Genomic DNA, 24,726 nt, shown 5'->3' with positions numbered 1-24,726 from the left:
CCTATAGTCTAGGTATTTTATATATTTTCTTAATTAATTTTATTAATCAATTTTTATTTGCGATAACATGAAAATTGCTGCTGTTTCTGCTCTTAAAATTCTTGAACCTAATGAAACAACTTTTACATTATTTTTTGCAGCTAAATTGATTTCTTCATCTGAAAAACCACCTTCAGGTCCGACTAGGAAAATAACATCACTATCAATTGGTTGTGGTAAATTTGATGAAATATCAATTTTTTCATGCGCTATATATTTATTTTGAATTGGTAGATTTAACACTTGTTTTAATGTCATTAATTCGGTTAAAACTGGAATTTTATTTCTAAATGATTGCTCAGCTGCATTTTGCAAAATAGTTTTAAATCTTTCATATTTTGAGCTAAATTTATTAAATTTAAGCAAGTCATGATTTGTGTATTGAGTTTTTAGTGGAATTATTTTTGTAACTCCTAGTTCTGTAGCTTTTTGTAGCGCTCATTCAAAACGATCTAACTTAATTACAGCCATCGCAAGAACAACTTCGTATTTATGTTCATGATTTTGTTCTATTTTTTTAATTATTTTCGCTGCATTATTATCTAATACACATTCATAAAATTCTTCATTATAAACACAAATAAAAGGTTTTGTGTCTATTCTGATAACTTGAAGATGTTTTAATGTTTCTTTTGATAAAACAAAAGAGTCGTTGTTTTTCTCTGTTACAAAAAATCTATTCATAATTAGCTATCTTGCATAATTTCTTCATATTCTTCAAGAGAACCTCTGAATAAGAAGCTCTTTGTAGGTGATTGAAGTTCTAAAATAACATCAGCACATTGGTTAACAAATGCTCTGTTATATGTTGTGAAAATTGCTCCACCCTTGAAGTTTTTAACACCTTCAATAACTGAGTCAATACTTTCAGCGTCTAAGTGATCTAATGGTTGGTCTAAGATGATAAAGTTAGATTCAAGAAGCATCATTCTTGAGAACATTAATCTAGCTTTTTCTCCCCCACTAGTTACTTTAACTTTTTTGAATACTGAATCATTACTAAATAACATACGACCTAAGAACCCACGCATTCTAGCATCATCATTTTCTCTGTTTTCTTTTTCTTTATTTTCAAGTGGTCACTTAGAAATTCATTCAAGAATGTTTTCATCTGTATCAAAGTATTTACTATTTTCATTAGGGAAGTATGAAGGCGTAATTGTTTGTCCTCATTCAACTGTTCCTGAAGTTGGTTTACTAATTCCAAGTAAACATTCTAATAATTTTGTTTTAGCAATGTCATCTTCTCCAACAATAACCATTTTTTCACCTGGTTTCAATGAGAATGATACGTTTTCAAATAAAGTTTCACCTTTATCATTTTTATATGTTAAACCTTCAACATTTAAAATTTGTTTACCATGATCACGGTTCATTTCTCAACGAACGAATGGATATTTTCTATTTGAAGGTTTAATTTCATCAAGTGAAATTTTTTCAAGAGCTTTCTTACGTGATGTAGCTTGTCTTGATTTAGATGCATTAGCACTGAAACGTGCGATGAATTCTTTAAGTTTTTCTATTTGTGCTTCTTTTTTAAGATTTGATTGCTTCATCATTTCTCTAGCTAACTCTGAACTTTGTTTTCAGAATGAATAGTTACCTGTGTAAATTTTTGCTTCATTGTAATCGATGTCAACAATATGTGTACAGATAGCATCTAAGAAGTCACTGTCGTGACTAACTACAATAACAACATTAGGGTAGTCGATCAAGAAGTTTTCAAGTCATCTAATACTTCTAAGGTCTAAGTGGTTAGTTGGCTCATCCATAATTAAAATATCAGGATTTCCAAATAATGCTTTTGCTAAAAGAACCTTGATTTTTTGATTAGCTGTAAGCTCTCTCATTGGGGCTTCTCATTTTTCTTTAGGTATATGTAAGTTACTTAAAAGTTCTTGCGCATCATTTTCTGCTATTCATCCACCTAACATACCATATTTTTCTTCTAAATCAGCTGCTCTTTCATAATCTTTATCAGTTGCATCAGGGTTCATATAAATTGCATCTTTTTCTTCTTTGATTTTGTATAAATCAGTGTTCCCCATAATTACAACTTCAGTAACATTGTAATCATCATATGCATTATGATCCTGGCTTAATACCGAAATACGTTTGTTTTTCTCGATAACAATATTTCCACCTGATGGTTCAATGTCACCTGCAACTATTTTTAAAAATGTTGACTTACCAGCACCATTAGCACCGATAATTCCATAAGTGTTACCTTCTGTGAATTTTAAGTTTACGTTTTCAAATAATTTTTTATCACTAAAAATCTTGCTTAAATTTTGAACTTCAATCATATTTAGCTCCTTTGTTTTAATTAACAATATATAAATTAATGATTTATATATTTTATATTATTTTGAATAAAAAAACCTTCAAATTGAAGGCAGTACACATCTAAGTTTTCACTTCGATGTCGGCTCCTAAAAATAATACCATAAAAATAAAAATCACATAGCAAATTTGCTATGTGAAAGATAAATTATTTTTTGAATTCTGTAATAACTTCTTCACTGTATTCTCTGAATTTGTTTGCAACTGGATGTAATGTGTAGTAGTTTTTAACAATAACTTCTTCAACTACTTGTTCTGTAGATACTCTAACTGCTTCTTCTACTCTTTCTTCAACTTGTTCACAGTTACATTCACCTACGCAGCATGTTTGTTTTTCTTGGTCACAGTTACATTCACCTACGCAGCATGTTTGTTTTTCTTCTTCAAATCCACATTCTTCTTTAGCTAATGCTGATGAGCTGTAAACAACTTCTGCTTCTCTTTTAACCATATTAGCGTTTCTGTTTGCTAAGCAGTGTCCACCACATCTGTGTCCACCAACAGGTTCTATAATATTTTCTTCACGTGTTAAGTCTGATTCAACGTAAACGTATTCTTCTTTAGGTTCTTCTTTTACTTCTGAATATACAACTGTTTCTTTTTCTTCTACTGGTTGTTCTTCTTCAACTACAGTTTCTTCTACTAATAATTCTTCGTTTTTAACTTCTTCAACAATTGACATTTGTTCAACGTGGTATTTTCCTCCTAAACAAGGACATGATAAGCAAACACATTGAATTCTTGGTGATTTACATACTTTACAATTTCCATCTAATTTAACTTCTAATTCTACTTGTGCCATAAGGATCTCCTTTTATTTTCAAACTATTTAGATTTAATAAATTTATGATTTTGAACAATTTTTATTTATGTTTTACATAAACATTGATATTTAGCCTTGGTCTTTGTGGTTGTCTTCTTTTTGGTGCAAGAGCTACTGAACGACTAATTTTATGTTCATTATCTTTAATATAAGCAATATTACTACAATTATAAAGTTTATTATCAAGATTTCTAGCAATATTTTTATTAGTTTTATTACTTTGTTTTTTAACTTTTTTTGGTTTTTCATCTAATCTAACCACTTCTTGATTTTGTAGTTGATTTTCAACCGGAACTTCAATTGGTTCACTAGCTGCTTGAGCTAATTTTTCTTGCTCAGCTTTCTTTTGTTGCTCTAGCTCTTCCATTCTTTTCTTAATTAACTCGTAAGTTTCAATAACAACTCTTTCTTGCTCTTCAATTGATTTGTATGGATCAATTCTGAATGATGAAAGAATTTGTTGGAATATTGGGTCAGCTTTCATTTGTTTTGTGAATAATGTCTTCATTCCAATTCTGTCTGAGAAGACTTTTAAAAGCACTCCATAAGCAATATCGTCAATCATTTTGTAGAAAGCTTTTGTCCCTTCCTCTGTATAAATTTGGTAAGGGTTCTTTTGTGAATATTGAGCTAAGTTAACGTTTGAACGTAATTTGTCCATTAAGTTGATGTGACTTTGTCATTTTTCATCTAATGTACCTAAAATAAGTGCTCTTAAGTGTCTTATTAACTCTTCTTCTGAAGTGTTTTCTATTGCATTCTTTTCTCAATCTTGATAAATTGAAAGAATAATGTTAGCAATATATTCTGGTAAATCTGTTTCGTGAACTTTTGAAATGTCAATAATATCAAAGTGGAATTTAATGAATTTACCAATGTTTTCATTTAAAAAGTCTACAAGAGCTTCATAATGATAAACATTATTATGCAATCTATACTCACCACTTCTAACAATTGATCTAGCAGCAGATGCTATCATTCTTTGAACGATAAACACTATGTCACTGCTGTATAAGATTAAATCACGTTGCGCATAAATTAAGTCACGTTGTTGTCTAATAACGTCGTCATAATTTAAAACTGATTTACGTGAGTCATAGTTGAAACCTTCAATTTTCTTTTGAGCGTGATTGAAAGCAAATCTAAGTTGTTTATTAGTAACTTCTTTGTCACCATCTTTTGAGTAAGCTTCTCTGAAACTTTCATAGTTTGCAAAACGTTGCATTAATTGATCATCAATAGAAATAAAGAATTTACTTGTACCGACATCTCCTTGACGCCCTGAACGTCCTCTTAGCTGGTTATCAATTCTTCTTGATTCAGCTTTATCTGTTCCTAAAACGTATAATCCACCAAGTTCTAAAGCTTCAGGTGTAGGCTTAATGTCAGTTCCACGACCAGCCATATTTGTGGCAATAGTAACTGATTTAACTTCACCAGCATGTGAAATAATTTCAGCTTCAGATGCATTTTGTTTAGCATTTAAAACTCTATGAGGAATTGCTCTATGTGTTAAAAGTCTATGAATAATTTCTGAATCTTCAATTTGAGCAGTACCAACTAAAACTGGCTGACCTTTTTTGTAAAGTTCTTCAATTTTGTCAGCAACTGCATTTCATTTTGCTTTAGCAGTTGCAAAAATTGAATCAGGTTCATCAACACGAACAATTGGTTTATTTGTAGGAACAACATTAACTCTCATATTGTAGATATCAATGAATTCTTGCTCTTCAGTTTTTCCTGTACCGGTCATTCCACAAAGCTTTTTGAACATTCTGAAAAAGTTTTGATAAGTAATGGTTGCTAAAGTTTTTGTTTCAGGTTCCACTTCAACCATTTCTTTAGCTTGGATAGCTTGTTGAAGCCCTTCCGAATAGCTACGTCCATCCATTATACGACCAGTGAATGCATCAACTAATTCGATTTTTCCTTCACGGACAATGTACTCAACATCAATACGCATAATTTTATGTGCTCTTAATGCGTTTTGGATTAAGTGAACATTTTCAGAGTTTTCAATTTTATAAAGTCCATCAGTTTTGTAAAACTCATTAGCTTTAGCAATCCCTGAGTGTGTTAGTGCTACAGCTTTTGACTCTTCATCAACTATGTAATCTTCAGGACCAAGAGTTCTAACGAATTGGTCAGCAGCAAAGTAAGCTGCTGTATCATCTTTTTCACCACCTGAAATGATAAGAGGTGTTTTAGCTTCATCGATTAAGATTGAGTCAACCTCATCGATTAAACAGAACTGAAGTCCTCTTTGAACCTTGTTATTCTTATTTGAGACCATATTATCTCTTAAGTAATCGAACCCAAGTTCAGAGTGAACTGAATAAGTAATATCAGCTGCATAAGCTTTTCTTTTATCATCCTCATTCATTTGTGCTTTATTAATACCTACAGTAAGTCCTAAGAAATTAAACACAGCACCCATTTCGGTTGCATCACGTTCAGTTAAGTATTCGTTAACTGTAGATACAATCGCACCTTTACCTAAAAGGGCATTCAAGTAAACTGGAGCAATAGATGTAATTGTTTTACCTTCACCAGTTTTCATTTCAGCTACTGAACCTAAATCTAAAAGTAATCCACCTAATATTTGAACGTCATAAGGTCTTTTACCTAAAACTCTCTTTGTTGCTTCTCTAGCTACTGCAAAAGCATCATTTCGAATGTCTTCTAATGAATAACCTTTTTCTAATAGCTTTTTAAAGTATTCTGTTTTAGATTTAAGTTCTTCATCTGTAAACTTAGAAACTATGCTTTCAAGCTGATTAATTTTCTTTAAAGCTTTCTCAGCAATACGCATTTCTGATGTTTTGAAGTCTAATAATTGTTTTCAACTTTTCATAAGTTCAATTATACTTTTTTATTTATAAAATAAAAAAGACCTATTAACTTTTATGAGTTGAATCGGTCTTTTTGACTTTTAATACTATGTGCGTGATGAAAAAGTAATTTTCAGGTTAATAATTATTGTATGAATATTTAGTTAAAAATAAAGTTTTACACCATTTATTTTTAACGTTTTTTAGATATAAAAATTAAACTAGAAATCATAATCTTGTTTGTAGTTATTTGCTAATGTAAATTTTCGTTTCGGCAGTTTAATTTTCTCGGCAAGCACAGATCTCCTATACTCATAATAAAACATTTCAGGTTTTAATTCAATATTACTAAGTTTTCACATACCATCACCACATAATAACATTGCTAAATAAATATCCATTTTCTTAGTTTTTGATTTCTTTAAAAATTTAATTTTAATATGCATTCAAGGAAATAACACTGAAGATATGTCCACTCTAACTGAAGGCCACACTGTTTTAAATTTTGTCTTTTCATTTATTAAAAAATGAACTTCGGAATGAGCATTTAGAATTAAATTATCATATAAATTTTCATCGGATAATCTTGCATTCTTACTTGAATATTCTGGTATTAAGTAATTTATATAATCATCCAAATATGATTTTAGATTACCTGATATTCAAAGACCGAAAAGTGAAGAACCCTCACATAGTAAAATAATAGAAGCAGGTAATCCTGTGTAGAAACAGAAACTAGTGATAGTATTTATTTTAGCAAAATAAATGCATGCCAAAATTATCGAAATAATTGTGTGTATAGCTGATATTGTGATGATTACAAGAAAAACGATTAATAATACCTGTTCGAATTTCAATCTTTTAAGAAATTTTTCTTTTAAGTAATCAAAAATTTCAGGACGTATTTTCGTGCCTGAATCAATTAATCGTATAATGTCAAACAGTTTATGTCATATAAATCTCATTTTTCCATCTATCAGTCAGGATAGATAATAAATAATCATTAATATCATTCTTGATTCCTTTTCTTAATATTTAAATAATATCACCTGTTCCATAAAATAATTAAAAATAAATAGTTATTGAATGTTAAGTAAAAAGAGAGCTCATCGAGCTCTCAAAGTTATCTAATATCCTAAACTAGTTTTATTAATCACATTTTGTTTATAAACTCATTTTAAAAATGGATAAATTGCTATTGAAATTATCACTAAAACACCTCATTCAACCAGCATATTTACTCAAATTAATGTTAATCAAACCGATGGTGATGTTACTTCTTTTATGCCTATGAATTGAATTCCGATAAAAATAAAAATCGAAACAAATAATGTATTGGCAGCAAAAATTAAGAAAGCAAAAATTGTGCTTGTGAATATATTGAATTTACCTATTTTAAAGCATAAATAATATGCCCCTACTAAAAATAAAGCTAAAGCGATTCTTGGTACAAATGAATATAAGATGTTATTGAAAATTGGATAACCCAAAACAATCGAACCTATTCAAGATCAAAATCCAAATGACAGCGTGCTTCATAAAGTTCCAATCATACCTAAATGAATTGATGCAATTAAAATAACAATTGGAACAGTTGTTATTGATATAACACCAATCGTAATATAGCCTGTGTAAGGTGTAAAAGTTAAAATTACAATAATTGCCATATACATAGCTAAGTAAGCTATGTTTTTTATTGTGAAAAGATTTTGTTTGCGTTTATGTATAGTTTGTTGTTGTTTATTTGAATTTGCAATTCATATTAATTCTTTATTAGAGCAAGAATTATGATTTTGTGAATTATGTAGTTCCATAAATTAAGAAAAGAAAAATTCAGCTTAATTACTGAATTTAACACTTAAAATTTCAATCATGTATTTTGTTTGTGCATCAACTTCGACAACATCACCAGCTACATGTCCCATCATTGCTACTGCAAGTGGACTTTTGTTTGAAATTTTATTTTCAAATGGGTTTGTATCGTGTGTACCCATAATTGTAACTTCTTTAACTTGATTTGTGTCTTTTTTAACAAATTGAACTGTTGTACCAATTCCGACTGTGTTTTGTGTTGACTCATCTTTAGCTTCAATAATTTTTGCATTATCTAAAATTTGTTCTAATTCGCTAATTCTACCTTCAACAGCACCTTGTCTATCTCTAGCTGCATCATATTCAGCATTTTCAGATAAGTCCCCTTGTGCTCTAGCTTCTTTTAAGGCAGCTTGAACAGCAGGTCTTTCAACATTAACTAAATGTTCGTATTCTTTTTTATATCTATCGTAAGTTTCTTGCGATAGGTAAACAACACCTTTTAATTCTTCATTGTTCATAATCATTCTCCTTATGTTATTTTGAGAAAAGTTAATTTAATTATATTTTATTTTAGTCTGATTTTATCTTTTTACTATAAAAAGAAATTTAGAACTTAAAAATGATACTTCATATGGGATTGAAGACATTCTAAGTAATGAAATTAATCTTTTAATTTCAGATCTTTTTGCATTATCAAAACTAATAATACACATACCTTTTTGCATCTTGTGAACATACTTATCATATAAGTCATTTACATCTTGCTCAGTACGTAAAATCGCAACAAAATCTAATTCTTGATCTTTATATTCTATTATTCCTTTACCAGCTTCATTACCAAAATTCTCTTTAACTTTATCATATAAGTCTTTATTTAAACTTGAGTTTAAATAATAAATATTTGATTTTGTTTTTGAGTCAATCGCAACTATTGGGAACATATCTTTTTCATCGATAATTAAACAATTTTGATAATGATTTTGATAAATTGTATTAATAATACCTTCAATGTCTAAATCATTTGCTTTTGATTTTAGGAAGTCTTTAATATCAAAAGGTAATACACCAAGTTCACTACGTAAAGATTCAATTTGAACCAGCGCTTCAGCATGTGCTTTTGCTAAATATTTTTTACGAATCTTTCTTGAGTAAATATTTAACGCAATGTAAATAGCAATACCTAAAACAAACACAACTATTGCAGATACCATTAAAATCGTTCTTGTTGTTTCGTTCATTATTTACCTCATTTATGTTTGTAGTAATCTAAATAATCATTAAGTATGATTTGTGCTGCAAGTTTATCTTTATGATCTTTTCTTTTCTTTCTAGTTAAACCGGCTTCAATCATAGTCTCATGGGCTTTTTTAGTTGAATATTGTTCATTAACCAATAAAACAGGTAAGTTAAATTTTTCTTCAAGTTGCTTTTTGAAATCTTCAACCATTAAAGTTCTATCACTCTTATCTCCACTAATTTTAAGTGGGTAACCAAGCACTATTCCATCAATTTTGTTTTTATAAACTTCGTTAATGTAGTAGCTAATTCTGTCAAGAGCTTGGGTAAATTTATATTCTTCGAATTTAAAGTTTTCTAATCCTGATGCAATGATTTCACTTTCATCAGTGATTGCAATTCCACAACTTTTAGTTCCTAAATCTAGACCTATTTTTCTCATGTAATCTCTTCTAATGCAGCAATTAAGTTATTAGCAGTTGCGACTTTACCCATAGATAAGATAGCGTTTCCACCACCACGTCCATTAAGTTTTGCAAATAATTGTTGTGCAATAGCATTTGAATTGTATTCTTTTGAAGCTACAACAATCATTGGATTAGTTTCATCGTTTGATGTAAGCACAACTAAAATGTCATTGTATTTTTCTCTTAATGTAGAAGCTACTGTTTTAATGTTTGATTTATCAACTGTTTGATTTAAGTAAACTTTGTTTCCATTTATTGTTAAAACTTCAATTGAGTCATAATCAAATTCAAATGAATTTTGTAAATTTTTTTGAATTTGCTTATTGTCTTCTTTAAGTTTTTCAATTGCTTCTTCTAAGTAGTCAATTGCTTCTTCTTTTACAGTAGGAATATTTAAATCAAAGTTGTATGAAGCTTGTAGCTTAGTGTTTTTGTCAATTAATTTTTCTGCTTCAATAATTAATTTGTCAATTTCTTCATCTAAAAACTCATCAACTAAAGCATTTGATGAAATAGCTCTAATTCTATATACACCAGCTGCTTTCTTATCAACGTCTGTAATTTTGAAGTTTTCTAATTTAGCTGTATTTGACAAGTGAGTACCTCCACATAAGTCAGCTGTAATATTGTCAAATTTAACAATTCTTACATTTAATGGGTTCATATATTCTTGTTCTTCAAGAGTCATAATTGCACCCATTTCTTTAGCTTGGTCTGTTGTCATATTCAAGTAATGTCTTACAGCGTCCATCTTAATGTACTTACGAACTAAGTTTTCGATTGCTCTAATTTCTTCTTTTGTAGGTCTTGTATCAGCTGGTAAATCAAATGTTAAACGTTCTTCATTGTTATTTGAACCTAATTGTTTAATTTGATTTCCTAAAACACTTCTAAGTGCACTGAATAATAAGTGTGTTCCAGAGTGGTTTCTTTCAAGACCTAGTCTAATTGTTTCGTCAACAAAGCACTCTACCGGTAAGTTTTTAACAATTTTTCCTTCAACTTTGTGAATGTGGTTTCCAAATTTATCTTTGAAAACATCTAAGATTAAAATTGTATTTGTACCTTGTTTTATGTAACCACGGTCGTGTTTTTGTCCACCACTAGTTGCATAAAAAGGAGTTCTATCAAGCACAACATATGAAATTCCGTTAGCTTGCTCAATTTCTTTTTCAGTATCTAGTAAGTATAAAATGTTTGAAACTGATTTTGTGTGTTCATAACCAATAAATTCATCAACTTTTGATTTGATTAAAGTTAATGAGTTGATTACTTTATCCATTCCTGAAACTTTTATTCCTTTACTCATTTCAGCGTGTTTTTGTTTTGCTGCTTCAAAAGCTTTATAATCAATTTGGATATTTTGTTGAGCTAAAATTTCTGCAGTTAATTCAACAGGGAAACCATATGTTTCGAATAATTTAAATGCAATGTCTCCTGGGAAAACTTTTAAATCTTCAACAATAAAGTCAGATAGAATTTGTTTTCCGTTTTCAATAGTTTTAGCAAAAGTTAATTCTTCATCTTCAATAACTTTTTTAATTGGATTTACATCATATTCAAAAGGTAATGTTTCTTTAATCACATCAACAAGTTTGTATAAGAAAGGTTCGTGAATATTTAATTGCATAGCTTTGTAAACACTACGTCTAATTAATCTTCTTAAAATGTAACCTCTACCAACATTAGATGGTTTAGCACCATCAGCAATAGCATTAGTTACTGTTCTCATGTGATCGGCAATAACTTTAAAATATGAGTTCAATAAAGTTTGATCTTTATCATTTACAAAGTAATTGTTTGTATCATATCTATAATTTGTGAATTTCTCGATTTCGTGAATAATAGGTAAAAATAAGTCAGTATCAAAGTTTGTAGGTGCATCTTGCATAATTGAGACAATTCTTTCTAATCCAGCACCAGTATCAATATTTTTTTGCTTTAATTCTGTATATTCACCTTCACCATTTGAGTTATATGTTGAAAACACAATGTTTCAGATTTCAATGTATCTGTCATTTTCAATGTCTTCTTTAAGTAACTCGATTCCTCTTGAATCATACTTCTCACCACGATCATAGAAAATTTCTGTGTTAGGACCACAAGGACCTGAACCAACTTCTCAGAAGTTAGTATCTTTACCACCTGGTATCATGTGTGATTCGTCAAAACCGTGAGCCATTCAGTAATTTTTAGTTTCTAAATCTTCATAGTAGTATGTGAAATATAATCTGTCTTTATCAAGTTTTAGAACATCTAATAGAAACTCAACAGCAAAATTAATAGCTTCTTTTTTAAAGTAATCTCCAATTGAGAAGTTTCCTAACATTTCAAAGAATGTATGATGTCTAGCTGTAATACCAACATTTTCGATGTCATTTGTTCTAATTGCTTTTTGTGAGTTAGTTAATCTTTTTGCAGGAGCTTCTTTTTTACCTGAAAAGTAATCTTTCAAAGTTGCAACACCACTATTGATTCAAAGTAATGATGGGTCATTTTGAGGAACTAAACTTTTTGAAGGCACAACAAAGTGTCCTTTAGATTCGAAAAACTTTAATCATGATTCTCTAATTTGTTTTGAATTCATACTTACCTTCCTTATGTTCTTTTATTTCTTTGAAATAAAAGTAAAAATATTACTAAATTATATTAAAAAGATTTTTAAACAGTTTAAATTTTCAATTTGTTTTAATGAATATCCTTATTTTCATTTTTATTACTAAAACATCTTGTAAACTACGTTAAAAGTTTTAATTGTAGATTTGAATTCAAAATAATTAGCACAAAATTTTCTTAATTTCAATTAATTAAAATAACCAAGTTAAATTCTATAAAGTGTAAAATTATATTAATTAGGAGAAATATGAAATTAAAAACAAAAAATATTTTTAAATTATTAACATTAACTGGTGCGATTTCATCAGTAACAGGAACTATTGCATGTTCTCAAGAAGCACCAAAAGAACCTAAACCAGGCAATCCGATTGCAAACCCAGGTGACACAGATCAAACAATTGCTAAAAAAGAGGAATTATTGGATTTCTCAAAATCACTCACCGATACTACAATGGCGCTTACACCAAATCTTTTCAATAACTATGCCAATTTAGTCAAATCGCTAACAAATGCAGATATTAATGATAATTCTGAGAATTACGTGGAAGCTCTAAAAATTAAAGACCAAATAGCAAAAAACTTACAAGATGTCAAATCATTAGAAGAAGGTAAAAAAGAGGTTGAAGGAATCACCTTTTCAAATATCCCTCTAACAAATGAAGTTATCTTATTAATTGAAAAGACAAAAAAATATGTGACTTCAAAATATCAATCTTCAATCGAAAAGCTAAATAGTGCCAACATAAAAGAATTAGACGATTTTGAACTAGATAAGCTGATTGCTTTAACCTCTTATGCGTTGAAATTGACTAGTTCATCATTTGATAACATGTATCCGATAGTTATGAAGGTTATTAGAGATAAATATATCTTACTTAATAGAATGGATATAAATTCTTTAAATGATCTATTTACAAATTTAAAGGATCAGGAGCAAGTTAAACAATTCTTTCTTGCTGCAATAACGGAATTATATGAATCTTTTGATGATACTGATAAAACTGTTAAAGCATCACAGAATAATTCTCTTCTTTTTCCATTTTTGAATTATTCTAATACGGAATCTGATATTCAAACTGAAAGAAGATCGCATATCGAAACCTATGGAATGGCAGAAACAATTGTTGATATTTCTCAATTAGCAAATTCTGTAATAAATAATCCTGAAACGCTTGATTCATTAGGAACTGAGAAAAAAGATGAAATCTTAACTTTCTTAAAAGAAATAAATAATAAACATAAGGGTAATACCAATTTGAACTTATATACAATCGGCCAAATGCTTAATAACAATGCTATAAAGATTGAAAAAAACATAATAGTTAACATTGTATGAGCTATGTTTCTTCAAAAAGATGAAACTACAACAATGTTGAAGTCAATCATTAATGAATTTACCGATTTCTTTTTAAAGAAACAAAACAATACTGTTTTAGGACTTAAATACGAAATTCCAGAAAAACAAATACCTATTTTCCTAAACGAAAATTACACTGCAATTATGGAGGAAGCATTTAAAGATAAAAAAGTTTCATATGTTTATGCACCATATGTTGAAAAAATTGGGAAAGATTCATTAAATACAGAAGATATTAGAAATGTATTTTTACCAAAGGCAACTTATTTAGGTGAAAATGCAATTAGACATCAATTGTTAGCAGAATTTGCAAATACAGTTCCAGAAAGCTTTAAAAAACAAATTAAACTTAATGAGAATACTTATGTATCTGTGGATAGTGAAGCAACTGATGTACAAATAACTTCAGATAAGCCGCTTTATTTTGTAAATGGTTTATTCAAGAGCAATGAAAATATCAATACAGTTACAATTACTTCAACACAACCAGTTTATGTTTCAGAAGAAATGTTTAAACACAGTACACTTAGATCAATAACAATTCAAGCACCTGAAGTTTATATTGCAAATGAAGCATTTGCAGATACTCCAGCACTTGAAACATTTGATGCTCAAAATGTTAAAAACATAGGTGAGTATGCGTTATTCGGTTCAAAATGATACTATGACCACATTTCAAACTCAAATGAAGAGCAAATTAAATTAGGTTCAGTTTTAATTGGTTACAAAAATATCAATAATAAAGCTGAAATCACTTTAGATCCATCAATTACACAAATCTACAACTCTGCATTTTCATTTGACAATAAACTTCCTGAAGCAGCAACTGCTAATGAAGTCATTACAAGTATAACAGCAGAAAATGTTAAAACAGTAAATCAAGGAACATTTGGGTCGTTATCAAACTTAACAAGTTTGAACTTACCTATCTTAACTTCTCTAGGTACTACAGCACTTCAAGGGACACCATATTACTATAACATCTTAAACGATCAAGAAAACACAAAAGCCATGTTAGGAAAAGTTTTAATTAAACTTAAATCTGATAACCCTTATGTTACATTGTCTGATGACGTTGAATTTATTTACACAACTGCATTCAAGAACTCAAACCAAATAAACTCAATTCAAGGAGAAAATGTCAAGGGCATTGCTTCAAATACATTTGCAAATGGATTTGGAACAATTTCTGCACTTAACTTCCCTAACTTGGAAAGTGTCGGTTCATCTTGAGCAACATCAATTTCTCCACAAAGCGAAACTCCAGTTCTAGTTGCACCTAAATTAAATGTAGTTAATAAAAACCAATTAATTGGAAATTAAGATAAGAAAAATCATATGAGTTAATTTAACACTCATATGATTTTTTATATATATCATTTTTTAGTTTCATCATCATAAACTTCATCAATTGTTGCTCCACCAATACATTTGTCTCCATCATATAAAACAACTTGTTGACCTGGCGTAACAGCTGATGAACCCTCAGGATAGAATACTCTGATTTTATCGTCGCCTAAAAATTCAACGGACACTTTAATATCTTTTTGTCTATATCTAAATTTAGCAGTTAAATTATCAGGATTAAAATCTTTGTTATTTAAGGTTAATCCTGAAGCAATTAAATTATTTGAAATTAAGTATTCAGGTTTTGAGTTAGGTGCAACATATAAAATGTTTTTTTGCACATCGTGACCACAAACATAATATGGTTCAGTCATACCACCTAAATTTAAACCTTTTCTTTGTCCAATTGTGTAATAGAAGCATCCAACATGTCTTCCAACAACTTTATTTGTTGTAATATCTACAATATCTCCATCTTGTGCCGGTATATAGTTTTGTAAGAATTGTCCAAAGTTTCTTTCCCCAATGAAACAAATTCCTGTTGAATCTTTTTTAGTTGCAGTAATTAAACCTAACTCAGAAGCAATTTGTCTAATTTCAGGTTTAGTTAATGCAGCAAGTGGCATAATAACTTTTTTAAGTTGATCATGACTTAATTGAGCTAAAAAGTAAGTTTGATCTTTATCTTCATCTTTTGCTCTGTATAAGTGTCCATCAATTACATTTGCATAATGTCCCATAGCAATATAGTCTGCTTTAAGTTCATTAAATGCATAGTTAGCAAAAGCATTGAATTTTATGTACTTGTTACATAAAATGTCCGGATTAGGTGTTCTTCCTTTTTTGAATTCTTCAATAAAGTTTTCAAAAACATTATCTCAATATTCTTTAACAAAGTCAACTCTTTCAAGTTTGATGCTTAATGAATTTGCGACTGATTGAGCATCCAAATAATCTCTTTCCTGTGGACACATATCTTGTTTAAGATCATTGTTTCCAAGAAAATCATTATTAACAATACTGTCTCAGTTACGCATAAATAATCCTACTACTTCGTAACCTTGCTTTTGTAATAAATAAGCAGCAACTGATGAATCAACACCACCACTCATACCTATAACAACTCTTTTAGACATATTTCTCCTTTATATACTTAAATAAGTATATAAATTGTAATATAAAAACCAAAAAAGCGAAATTTTTTGGTTTTTAATGTAAAAATTTAACTTTTTGCTATTAAGCAAATGGTTCTCATAACTCAAGAACAACTGATTTATCAGCTTTAAGATATTCTTCCGGAACATATTTAGGATCTACAATAACTGAGAAATTGTATTCATCAAATCATTCATCAGACATTGAGTAAACACCTTTTTTACCAGAATCATCACCTCAACTGTTTTCAACTTTTCAAGCAATCGGTTTACCGTTTTCTGTCTTAACACCTGCAAAAGCCATCGCGTGATTTAACATTGAGTTAAAGTAGATAATTCTATCTTCTTTATTAAAGTCACTAATTGGTTCAAAAACTGAATCAAAATCATAAAGTTTGGGGTCAAAAATTCCTGATTTATTATCTTTGAAAGGATCAACATCACAAGCAAATCAAACTGGTAAGTTATCTTTTAATGAAGCAATTACAGCACTCTTAATTACATCTAATGGAACGTTAATCATTTCAACATCTTGATCTTCATAAACTGATTTTTGATATTTAAGAACATATTTAGTTCCATAGTCATAAAGATTTCTGGGGTCGTGCACTAGATTAACTTTTTTATCAAAATCTTTACCTACATATTTTTCGAAAAACTCTACAGGAGTTATGTTTTCAATTTTGTGATACTTATTATCTTTATCTTTGTATTCATAAGTGAACTCAGTAACTGGCGTTCCTAAACATTTAGAAATAATATCATAAACTCTGTAAAGCGCATCTTCTTTAACTGCTTGAATTTGTGATTCAGCAGCACCTTGTGAAACAAGTACTCTAATTTTCTTCATTCCATTTTTAAGATGCTTATCAATTTGTTCATTCATATCTGTTGTATTTCCTGAATGGAATGTTTCAGGCATAATTGATTTTGGAACTGCACCATATTTTTTAAGTAAGTTAGCAAAATATTCTCAGTATCCACCATCTGAAGCAACATTTCTATTAATTAAGTGATAAACTTCTCTATTTTCTAATGGTAAGTTCGCTGTTTGGATTGCATAATTTAAAAATGTATTTGCTTTTTCAATTTTGTCATAGAAAGCAAAGTAGTTTTGTGAAAACTCAAAGCTACTTACATTTAAGTTTTTAGCAGCTTCAACTCTACCCATATTTAACGAAGCGAAAATTCAACATCTTCCACTATTTTTTTGTGATGTTATATCACCTAATGTTGTTTCTATGTCAAAAACGTGATCGTGTTTGATAAATGTTTGATGATCAAAAACTGTATTCTTAATACCATTTTTGATGATTGAGTTTTGAATCATTTTATTGTTTGATTTTGATTCAAATTTTGACTTGAATTCATCTAATAAGTTTTTAGTTACATTCATTTTTACTCCTATATACCTTGTATATTAGTTATTAATATAGTTCAGTTTAATTCATAATGTATTACAATTTAAATTATGAATAATCAAGAAACTATTAAAGCAGTTCCTGATGTTAAATCAGGCTCTGTAAAATTATTTTATGGAATTATACTATTAACAAGCACTGGTGGATTGCTTTTATTATCATTATTATCAATCTTCTTTGTGTGAATTAATTTACTAATACTAAATTCAATGCCAAAATCGTTTTATCAACTTTTATTTTTAATAATGATGATAATCGTCCCTTTTATTGGAATTATGATTCTAAGTTTTATAAAACCGAAAAATGAATCTCAAAATCTAATACTCACGAGCATCAAGTTCTTCTTCTATGCATTATTCTATGGAATTTTAATCGGAACAGCTTTATTATTAATTAGTTTTGGATCATATACATATGATAAATCTGCATTAGAAATTGTCAAGTATGCATCATTGCAATTAGCATCAGTTATTTTTATACCAGTAGGAATATTATTCTTGACCGGAATATTAGGAATGTTAAAAATTATTAATGTAAGATCACTAATAGTAATGATTTTAGTTCTATCATTTGCAATATTAGTTACATTCTTAATTTCATTCTTTGCTTTTAGACAAAGAGATAACATTAACTGATGAATCGGAATTTTAATGGTTGCATTAATCTCATTATTTATGATTCTTCAATGATATTCAATTAGAAAAACAGCTGATTATGTCGAGTATATGAGTAGAAAATCATTAATCACTTTAGGAATTCAGCACGGACTTCAGTTATTTGTTTCATTAGCTCAACTACTTTATTACGTTATTGTTATATTGGTTAAAGAAAGATAAAACAATTTACTCTCAACACTACGGTGTTGATTTTTTTGTTAAAAACGCAAAGAAAATACACAGACCTAAATCTGTGTATTTGAAATTATTTGTGAAAAACAATTAGTCAAATTATTTAACAATTTTTGTAACTGTTCCTGCACCAACTGTACGTCCACCTTCACGGATTGAGAATTTTGTTCCTTCTTCAACAGCAATAGGTGCGATTAATTTAACTTTTAAGTTAACATTTTCCCCTGGCATAACCATTTCACGTCCTGGTTCGAATTCAATTCCCCCTGTAACGTCTGTTGTACGGAAGTAGAATTGAGGTTTGTAGTTTTTAAGGAATGGAGTGTGACGTCCTCCTTCTTCTTTTTTAAGAACGTAAATAGCAGCTTCGAATTCTGTGTGAGGAACGATTGAACCTGGTTTAGCTAAAACTTGTCCACGTTCAACTTCATCACGGTTAACTCCACGAAGTAATAATCCAGCGTTATCTCCAGCTTGTGCTTCTTTAAGGTTTTTACGGAACATTTCGATTCCTGTAACAACTGTTTTCTTAGTAGGTTTTAATCCAACGATTTCAACTTCGTCGTTTAATTTAAGTGTTCCACGTTCTACACGTCCTGTAGCAACTGTTCCACGTCCTGTAATTGTGAAAACGTCTTCAACAGCCATTAAGAATGGTTTGTCAAATTCTTTAACAGGTGTTTGGATGTATGAATCAACTGAATCCATAAGTTCCATAATTTTTTCTTCGTATTTTGCATCACCTTCTAATGCTTTAAGAGCTGATCCACGAATGATTGGAGCATTGTCTCCATCAAATCCGTATTCTGAAAGAAGTCCACGGATTTCCATTTCAACAAGTTCGATCATTTCTTCTTCACCTTCAAGCATATCTACTTTGTTTAAGAATACAACGATACGAGGAACCCCAACTTGTTTAGATAAAAGAATGTGTTCACGTGTTTGAGGCATTGGTCCATCTGTTGCAGCAACAACTAAGATAGCTCCATCCATTTGAGCTGCCCCTGTAATCATGTTTTTAACATAGTCAGCGTGACCAGGACAGTCAACGTGTGCATAGTGACGTTTTTCTGTTTGGTATTCGATGTGTGATGTGTTAATTGTAATTCCACGTGCTCTTTCTTCTGGTGCGTTATCGATAGAAGCGTAATCACGAGCTTCTGATAATCCTTTTTTAGCTAAAACTGTAGCAATAGCAGCAGTTAAAGTTGTTTTACCATGGTCAACGTGTCCGATTGTTCCAACGTTAACGTGTTCTTTACTACGATCAAAATCTAATTTTGCCATGTAATTTCCTTTCTATTTTATATATATAAAATTGTTTAATAAATGTATTGTGTTTTAGCGCCAAAACCAACCTATGCCTAGCCTTTCATCTAGGTCCTGTCCATTTGTTAAATTAGCACATTAATTTTATCAAAAATAATTTTTGAAAACATTATTTCCAATAACATTTAAATTAGTTTTTATATTGTACCACAAAATGCAATTTCTATTATTTCTGTCTAATAATGAAACTAATTAGAGACGCAGTTTTATATAAAATCATCAAATAAATTTAATAAAAATATATGCGATAAATAATACTAAAAATTTCTAAAAATTAATTATATAAATGTGCAAAATTCAAGCAGTTTGATGGTGCAAAATATTGGTTATTTTCGGTTTTGTTTAAAAAATAAATAAAGTAAAATAATGATACATTAAGTTACAAAACGTTTTAACTTGATGTTTAAATTTATTTCGAAATAAAATCAAACAAAAAAGGAAACAAGATGAAAAAAACTTTATTTGATAGTAAAAATTATTTAGATAAAGTGCATGCTTGATGACGTGCTGCTAACTATCTTTCAGTTGGGCAAATGTTTTTAAGAAACAACCCTTTACTTAGAGAAGAGTTAAAAGCCGAAGATGTTAAGATGTACCCAATCGGTCACTGAGGAACAATCCCAGGACAAAACTTAATCTATGCTCACTTAAACCGTGTTATTAACAAATACGACTTAGAAATGTTCTACATTGAAGGTCCAGGACACGGTGGTCAAGTTATGATTTCTAACTCATACTTAGATGGAAGCTACACAGAATTATTCCCAGAAATCTCACAAGATGAAGAGGGATTAAAAAGAATGTTCAAGAGATTCTCATTCCCTGGTGGAACTGCATCTCACGCTGCTCCTGAAACACCTGGTTCAATTCACGAAGGTGGAGAGTTAGGATACGCATTATCACACGCAACAGGTGCTATTTTAGATAACCCACAAATCATTGCTGCTACAGTAATCGGTGATGGGGAAGCTGAAACAGGACCACTTACAGCAGGATGATTCTCATCATCATTCATTAACCCAGTTAATGATGGAGCTGTATTACCAATCATCCACATCAATGGTGGAAAAATTGCAAACCCAACAATCTTAGCTAGAAAATCAGATAAAGAAATCAGAGATATGTTAGCTGGATTTGGATGAGAAGCTATCTTTGTTGAAGCTGATGTTTTTGACCAAAGAGGAATTCACAAACCAATGGCAAAAGCATTTGACAAAGCTATTGAAAAAATCCAAAAGATTCAAGCAAAAGCAAGACAAAAATCAGCTGAAGAAGCTACAAGACCTATTTGACCAGCTCTTGTTGTTAGAACACCAAAAGGTTGAACAGGACCTCACATATACAATGGTTTAACATATGAAGGAAGCTTTAGATCACACCAAGTTCCACTTCCTGTTACATCAGAAAAACCAGCTACATTAGACTTATTAAAAGAATGATTAACTTCATATCATCCAGAAGAATTATTTGATGAAAATGCTAAATTCAAAGCTGAATATGCTGAAATTGCTCCTAAAGGTGCAAAAAGAATGGCAATGCACCCTATTACAAATGGTGGTGTAAACCCTAGAGCATTAAACTTACCAGACTGAACACAATTTGCATTAGACATCAAAAAACCTGGTTCAGTTCAAGACCAAGATATGGTTAACGCTGGAAAATGATTTGCTGAAGTAATCAAAATGAACCCAGATAACTTCCGTGTATTCGGACCAGATGAAACTAAATCTAACAGACTTTACGATGTTCTTAAAGTTACAAACAGACAATGATTAGAAAGAGTAAATCCTGAATTAGATGAAGCTATTGGACCAGTTGGAAGAGTTATCGATTCACAATTATCAGAACACCAAGCTGAAGGATTCTTAGAAGGATACGTATTAACAGGACGTCACGGAATGTTTGCTTCATACGAATCATTCTTAAGAGTTGTTGACTCAATGCTTACACAACACATGAAATGAGTTGCTAAAGCAAGAAAAGTTCACTGAAGAAAAGATTATCCATCTCTTAACGTTATTGCTACATCAACAGCATTCCAACAAGATCACAACGGTTACACACACCAAGATCCAGGTATTTTAGGTCACTTAGCTGACAAAAAACCTGAATTAATTCGTGAATACTTACCAGCTGACTCTAACACATTATTAGCTGTATTAGATAAAGCTTACAGAGAAAGAGATGTAATTAACCTTATCGTTGCTTCTAAACAACCAAGAGACCAATTCTACAATGTAGAAGAAGCTAAAGAATTAGTTGAAAAAGGTCTTAAAGTTATTGATTGAGCTTCTACAACAAAACCAGGTGAAGAACCAGACTTAGTTGTTGTTGCATCAGGTACAGAACCAAACTTAGAAGCATTAGCATCATTAGAATACATCAACAAAGCATTCCCTTCACTTAAAATTAGATTCGTTAACGTAGTTGATTTATTAAAATTACGTCACCCAAGCATTGACCCACGTGGATTATCAGATGCTGAATTCAACGCAATCTTTACAAAGAACAAACCAGTTGTATTCGCATTCCACGGATACGAAGGTCTTATTAGAGATATCTTCTTCTCACGTCAAAACCACAACTTATTTGTTCACGGTTACAGAGAAAACGGAGACATTACAACATCATTTGACATTAGACAAATGAGCCACATGGATAGATTCCACATCTCAATCACAGCTGCTAAAGCAGTTTACGGTGATAAAGCAGCTGACTTCGTAAAACAAATGGAAGAAAAAGTTGCATACCACAACAGATACATTAAAGAAGTTGGAATTGACATTGACGAAGTTAGATTCTGAAAATGATCAGGTCTTAAAAAATAAGACAAATACTTTATAAGTGTTAAAAGATAATCAAAAACACCTTAGTAATTCAAACTAGGGTGTTTTTATTTTGCTTTTTTAATTAACTATTTTCTAAACCTACTAAAATACCTCTATTAACAAATGGTTTTCTACCTTCAAGACTATCAATAAGGTCTGGATAATCGATAAATGGATTTCTTAATCCACCTTGGTATCTAGCTGTTTCGTTGTTTCTATCAATATCAAATTGTGAAATTGAATCTGTTGAAACTCAGTTTTTGTATGTTTGATAATAGTGGTCTTTAATGTATGGTTTAGTACTTGAGAATATTGAATTTGATTTTTGATTTAAGTTTCTATTTCTATATGTAACTGTAAAGTATAGATATGCTCTAGCAATATCTCCTTTGAATGCATCTATTGGTTCAAATGTTGTTTCACCAATTGAGTTTCTTCCTAATTTTCCACCATTTCTTGATGTTTTAGTTGCATCACTTACATTATCGTGAGGAAAATTACCTCTATTTGCATTAACTTTAATATCTGTAGGTCAAACGTGGTGCGCATCTGAAACCATTGGTGATTCTTTGTTGAATCAAGATTGTGGAATTAAGTGTTCCTTGTTTGTCCCTTGCCCTTCATCTCTTGCAGATGATCTTTCACCTCATTGAAAATCAGGGAATGTATATGGATCTCTTCCATTTGGATTTTCTGAATAAATATCTAACAATGTATTATCTTTTTCAAAATATTTATCTTTAAATGCATTATATTGATCATAGAATGTTCCTAAAGCACCATATGAGCGAACTCCTCCAAAGTGTCTGCTTTGAATCGCTAATAATGCATCATATAACTCATTACCCATTTTACCATCAGCTTGTGCATAGTAATTATTACTTGCATCATATCTTAAACCATTAACCGTAATTGGTCGAGTTGGTTGTGAAGGTTCTGGATTTGGATTTGATGGTGTTGCGCCATTTCCTGATGATGGTAGAGTTGATGGATTATCACTTCCATTAACTGGTTCTTCTGTAGATGACTCCTCAATAATGTTAAGTTTTACAACAGATGTGTATAAATTGTCATTTGAGTAGTCAAATGTCTTATCTTCATTTCTAACTGTTAATTTATATTTAACTGTTAGTGTTTGTGTTTGTGCATTATATTCATAATTTAAGAAACTATTTGGATATTTCTTATTTTTGTATGTAAATTCTTTTTCTACATCATTTACTAATTGGAACTCATCGTTTTCAAATTCTGATTTGAATTTAAGAAATGCTGGTCCTTTTTTCTTATCTAATCCAACTGTTCTGTCTGTATACATATAAGCAATATTTTCATGAGCATTTAACTTAGCTAAAACTTGTGTTTTTAAGTCTCCTGAAAGTGGTAATGAAACTAAAATATTGTTATATAAAGTTGTTATATCCTTTTCACCTGGTTTAGCCACGTTACCTGAAAAATCAAGTGTAAATGTTGAAGTATACACATTGCTTCCAACTGCAATATAACCATTAGCTGGTTGTGTAACTTTATAACTAATTACAACTGTGTTTGTTTGTGCATCAAATGAATCAACATCTATTAATTTGTTGCTTGTAATTTCTTCATTAGTGATTTCGTTTCCTGCAAATGCTTTATTAATAAGTTTAAACTCTTGAAAAATACCGTCATCATTTAACATCGCAACAAATGTATTATTTGTGTTGTTCAAGCGAAGTGTGTTATCAGCAGCATTGAAGACAAGTTTTGCATCTTGTGCACTTAATCCTGAAACAATTGCTTGCTTGTTTTCTTCTGTTAAAGACATTGGGTTAGTAACTACGTTTGAAGCATCAGGTATTTCGTATTCGTTTATAGGTTGTCCTGTATAAACACTATCCTCTGCTTTATCCGGATCTTCCGGTTCGGGTTCTTTTGGTTGTTCTGGTGTTGGAGTAGGATCTGGTTCAGGTTGTGGATCAGTTGGTTCTGGCTCAGGTTCTACCGGATCTGGGTTTGATGGTTCAGTGTTTGGATTTGAAATAGGTGGAGTTATTGGATCTGTAACTGGTTTCTTAGGTTCTGGTGTCGGGTTAGCATCAACTGGATTTGATGGTTCTGGATTTTTTTGTGAACATTGAGTTGATAATACTGATGTAGATGTAACAAATAATGATAATACTAATAATGGTTTTAAAAACTTTTTCATACCTTTACTATTATCACTTTTTTAAAAAAGTGATAGAAAATAGCCTTAATTTTCACAAAATGTGAAAAAAATAAGCCATTTTGGCCTATT

The 24,726-nt window shown here is 30.3% G+C and carries 17 protein-coding genes; 3 read left to right on the top strand and 14 right to left on the bottom strand.

Features of this window, described 5'->3' with window-relative positions:
* Positions 1 to 42: 42 nt before the first annotated feature.
* The 10 genes from VBM91_RS00785 to alaS all read right to left on the bottom strand — a co-directional run bounded on the left by VBM91_RS00785 (position 43) and on the right by alaS (position 12,141).
* Positions 43 to 723, bottom strand: coding sequence for a 16S rRNA (uracil(1498)-N(3))-methyltransferase (locus VBM91_RS00785; RefSeq protein ID WP_323188956.1), 681 nt, complete (start codon positions 721 to 723; stop codon positions 43 to 45).
* 2 nt (positions 724 to 725) lie between these two features.
* Positions 726 to 2,345 carry an ABC-F family ATP-binding cassette domain-containing protein gene (locus VBM91_RS00780; protein WP_323188955.1) on the bottom strand — a complete coding sequence of 540 codons (1,620 nt, stop codon included), beginning with the start codon at positions 2,343 to 2,345 and terminating at the stop codon, positions 726 to 728.
* A 185-nt stretch (positions 2,346 to 2,530) separates the two neighbouring features.
* Positions 2,531 to 3,184 (bottom strand): hypothetical protein, encoded by a 654-nt coding sequence (locus VBM91_RS00775; RefSeq protein ID WP_323188954.1) that lies wholly within the window; start codon positions 3,182 to 3,184, stop codon positions 2,531 to 2,533.
* A gap of 61 nt (positions 3,185 to 3,245) precedes the next feature.
* Positions 3,246 to 6,059 carry a preprotein translocase subunit SecA gene (gene secA, locus VBM91_RS00770; RefSeq protein WP_323188953.1) on the bottom strand — a complete coding sequence of 938 codons (2,814 nt, stop codon included), beginning with the start codon at positions 6,057 to 6,059 and terminating at the stop codon, positions 3,246 to 3,248.
* Between the two features lie 198 nt (positions 6,060 to 6,257).
* A complete protein-coding gene (locus tag VBM91_RS00765; RefSeq protein WP_323188952.1) occupies positions 6,258 to 6,893 on the bottom strand; it encodes a hypothetical protein in 636 nt (211 codons plus the stop codon).
* Between the two features lie 270 nt (positions 6,894 to 7,163).
* Positions 7,164 to 7,703 carry a hypothetical protein gene (locus VBM91_RS00760; RefSeq protein ID WP_323188951.1) on the bottom strand — a complete coding sequence of 180 codons (540 nt, stop codon included), beginning with the start codon at positions 7,701 to 7,703 and terminating at the stop codon, positions 7,164 to 7,166.
* A gap of 171 nt (positions 7,704 to 7,874) precedes the next feature.
* Positions 7,875 to 8,369: a transcription elongation factor GreA gene (gene greA, locus VBM91_RS00755; protein ID WP_257089363.1), complete on the bottom strand. Its 495-nt coding sequence runs from the start codon at positions 8,367 to 8,369 to the stop codon at positions 7,875 to 7,877.
* A 63-nt stretch (positions 8,370 to 8,432) separates the two neighbouring features.
* Positions 8,433 to 9,089, bottom strand: a complete 657-nt coding sequence (locus tag VBM91_RS00750; protein ID WP_323188950.1) for a BC85_0335 family putative methyltransferase — start codon at positions 9,087 to 9,089, stop codon at positions 8,433 to 8,435.
* Complete coding sequence (gene ruvX, locus VBM91_RS00745) at positions 9,089 to 9,529, bottom strand: Holliday junction resolvase RuvX (RefSeq protein ID WP_323176663.1); 441 nt, start codon at positions 9,527 to 9,529, stop codon at positions 9,089 to 9,091. Before ruvX ends, VBM91_RS00750 begins: the two co-directional genes overlap by 1 nt.
* On the bottom strand, positions 9,517 to 12,141 hold the full coding sequence (gene alaS, locus VBM91_RS00740; RefSeq protein WP_323188949.1) for an alanine--tRNA ligase: 2,625 nt from the start codon (positions 12,139 to 12,141) through the stop codon (positions 9,517 to 9,519). The genes ruvX and alaS overlap by 13 nt, the downstream gene beginning before the upstream one ends.
* A gap of 276 nt (positions 12,142 to 12,417) precedes the next feature.
* Here alaS and VBM91_RS00735 point away from each other — a divergent pair, with 276 nt between their 5' ends.
* Positions 12,418 to 14,850, top strand: coding sequence for a leucine-rich repeat protein (locus VBM91_RS00735; protein WP_323188948.1), 2,433 nt, complete (start codon positions 12,418 to 12,420; stop codon positions 14,848 to 14,850).
* Between the two features lie 44 nt (positions 14,851 to 14,894).
* On the opposite strand, the gene mnmA is transcribed toward VBM91_RS00735, so the two are convergent.
* A complete protein-coding gene (mnmA, locus tag VBM91_RS00730) occupies positions 14,895 to 16,010 on the bottom strand; it encodes a tRNA 2-thiouridine(34) synthase MnmA (protein WP_323188947.1) in 1,116 nt (371 codons plus the stop codon).
* Between the two features lie 100 nt (positions 16,011 to 16,110).
* Positions 16,111 to 17,424, bottom strand: coding sequence for a C1 family peptidase (locus VBM91_RS00725; protein ID WP_323188946.1), 1,314 nt, complete (start codon positions 17,422 to 17,424; stop codon positions 16,111 to 16,113).
* 75 nt (positions 17,425 to 17,499) lie between these two features.
* On the opposite strand from VBM91_RS00725, the gene VBM91_RS00720 reads away from it, so the two are divergent.
* Positions 17,500 to 18,285, top strand: a complete 786-nt coding sequence (locus VBM91_RS00720; protein WP_323188945.1) for an MAG0110 family membrane protein — start codon at positions 17,500 to 17,502, stop codon at positions 18,283 to 18,285.
* 111 nt (positions 18,286 to 18,396) lie between these two features.
* On the opposite strand, the gene tuf is transcribed toward VBM91_RS00720, so the two are convergent.
* Positions 18,397 to 19,584, bottom strand: a complete 1,188-nt coding sequence (tuf, locus tag VBM91_RS00715; RefSeq protein ID WP_257089347.1) for an elongation factor Tu — start codon at positions 19,582 to 19,584, stop codon at positions 18,397 to 18,399.
* 488 nt (positions 19,585 to 20,072) lie between these two features.
* Here tuf and VBM91_RS00710 point away from each other — a divergent pair, with 488 nt between their 5' ends.
* Positions 20,073 to 22,454, top strand: a complete 2,382-nt coding sequence (locus VBM91_RS00710) for a phosphoketolase family protein (protein ID WP_323188944.1) — start codon at positions 20,073 to 20,075, stop codon at positions 22,452 to 22,454.
* A gap of 82 nt (positions 22,455 to 22,536) precedes the next feature.
* Here the strand turns inward: VBM91_RS00710 and VBM91_RS00705 are convergent, their stop codons facing one another.
* Positions 22,537 to 24,636, bottom strand: a complete 2,100-nt coding sequence (locus tag VBM91_RS00705; protein ID WP_323188943.1) for an endonuclease — start codon at positions 24,634 to 24,636, stop codon at positions 22,537 to 22,539.
* Positions 24,637 to 24,726: the final 90 nt, after the last annotated feature.

The sequence above is a fragment of the Mycoplasma sp. 2248 genome, from assembly GCF_034863245.1.
In the GTDB taxonomy this organism is placed as follows: domain Bacteria; phylum Bacillota_I; class Bacilli_A; order Mycoplasmatales; family Metamycoplasmataceae; genus Mycoplasmopsis.
This window is presented reverse-complemented; position numbering and strand designations above follow the sequence as displayed.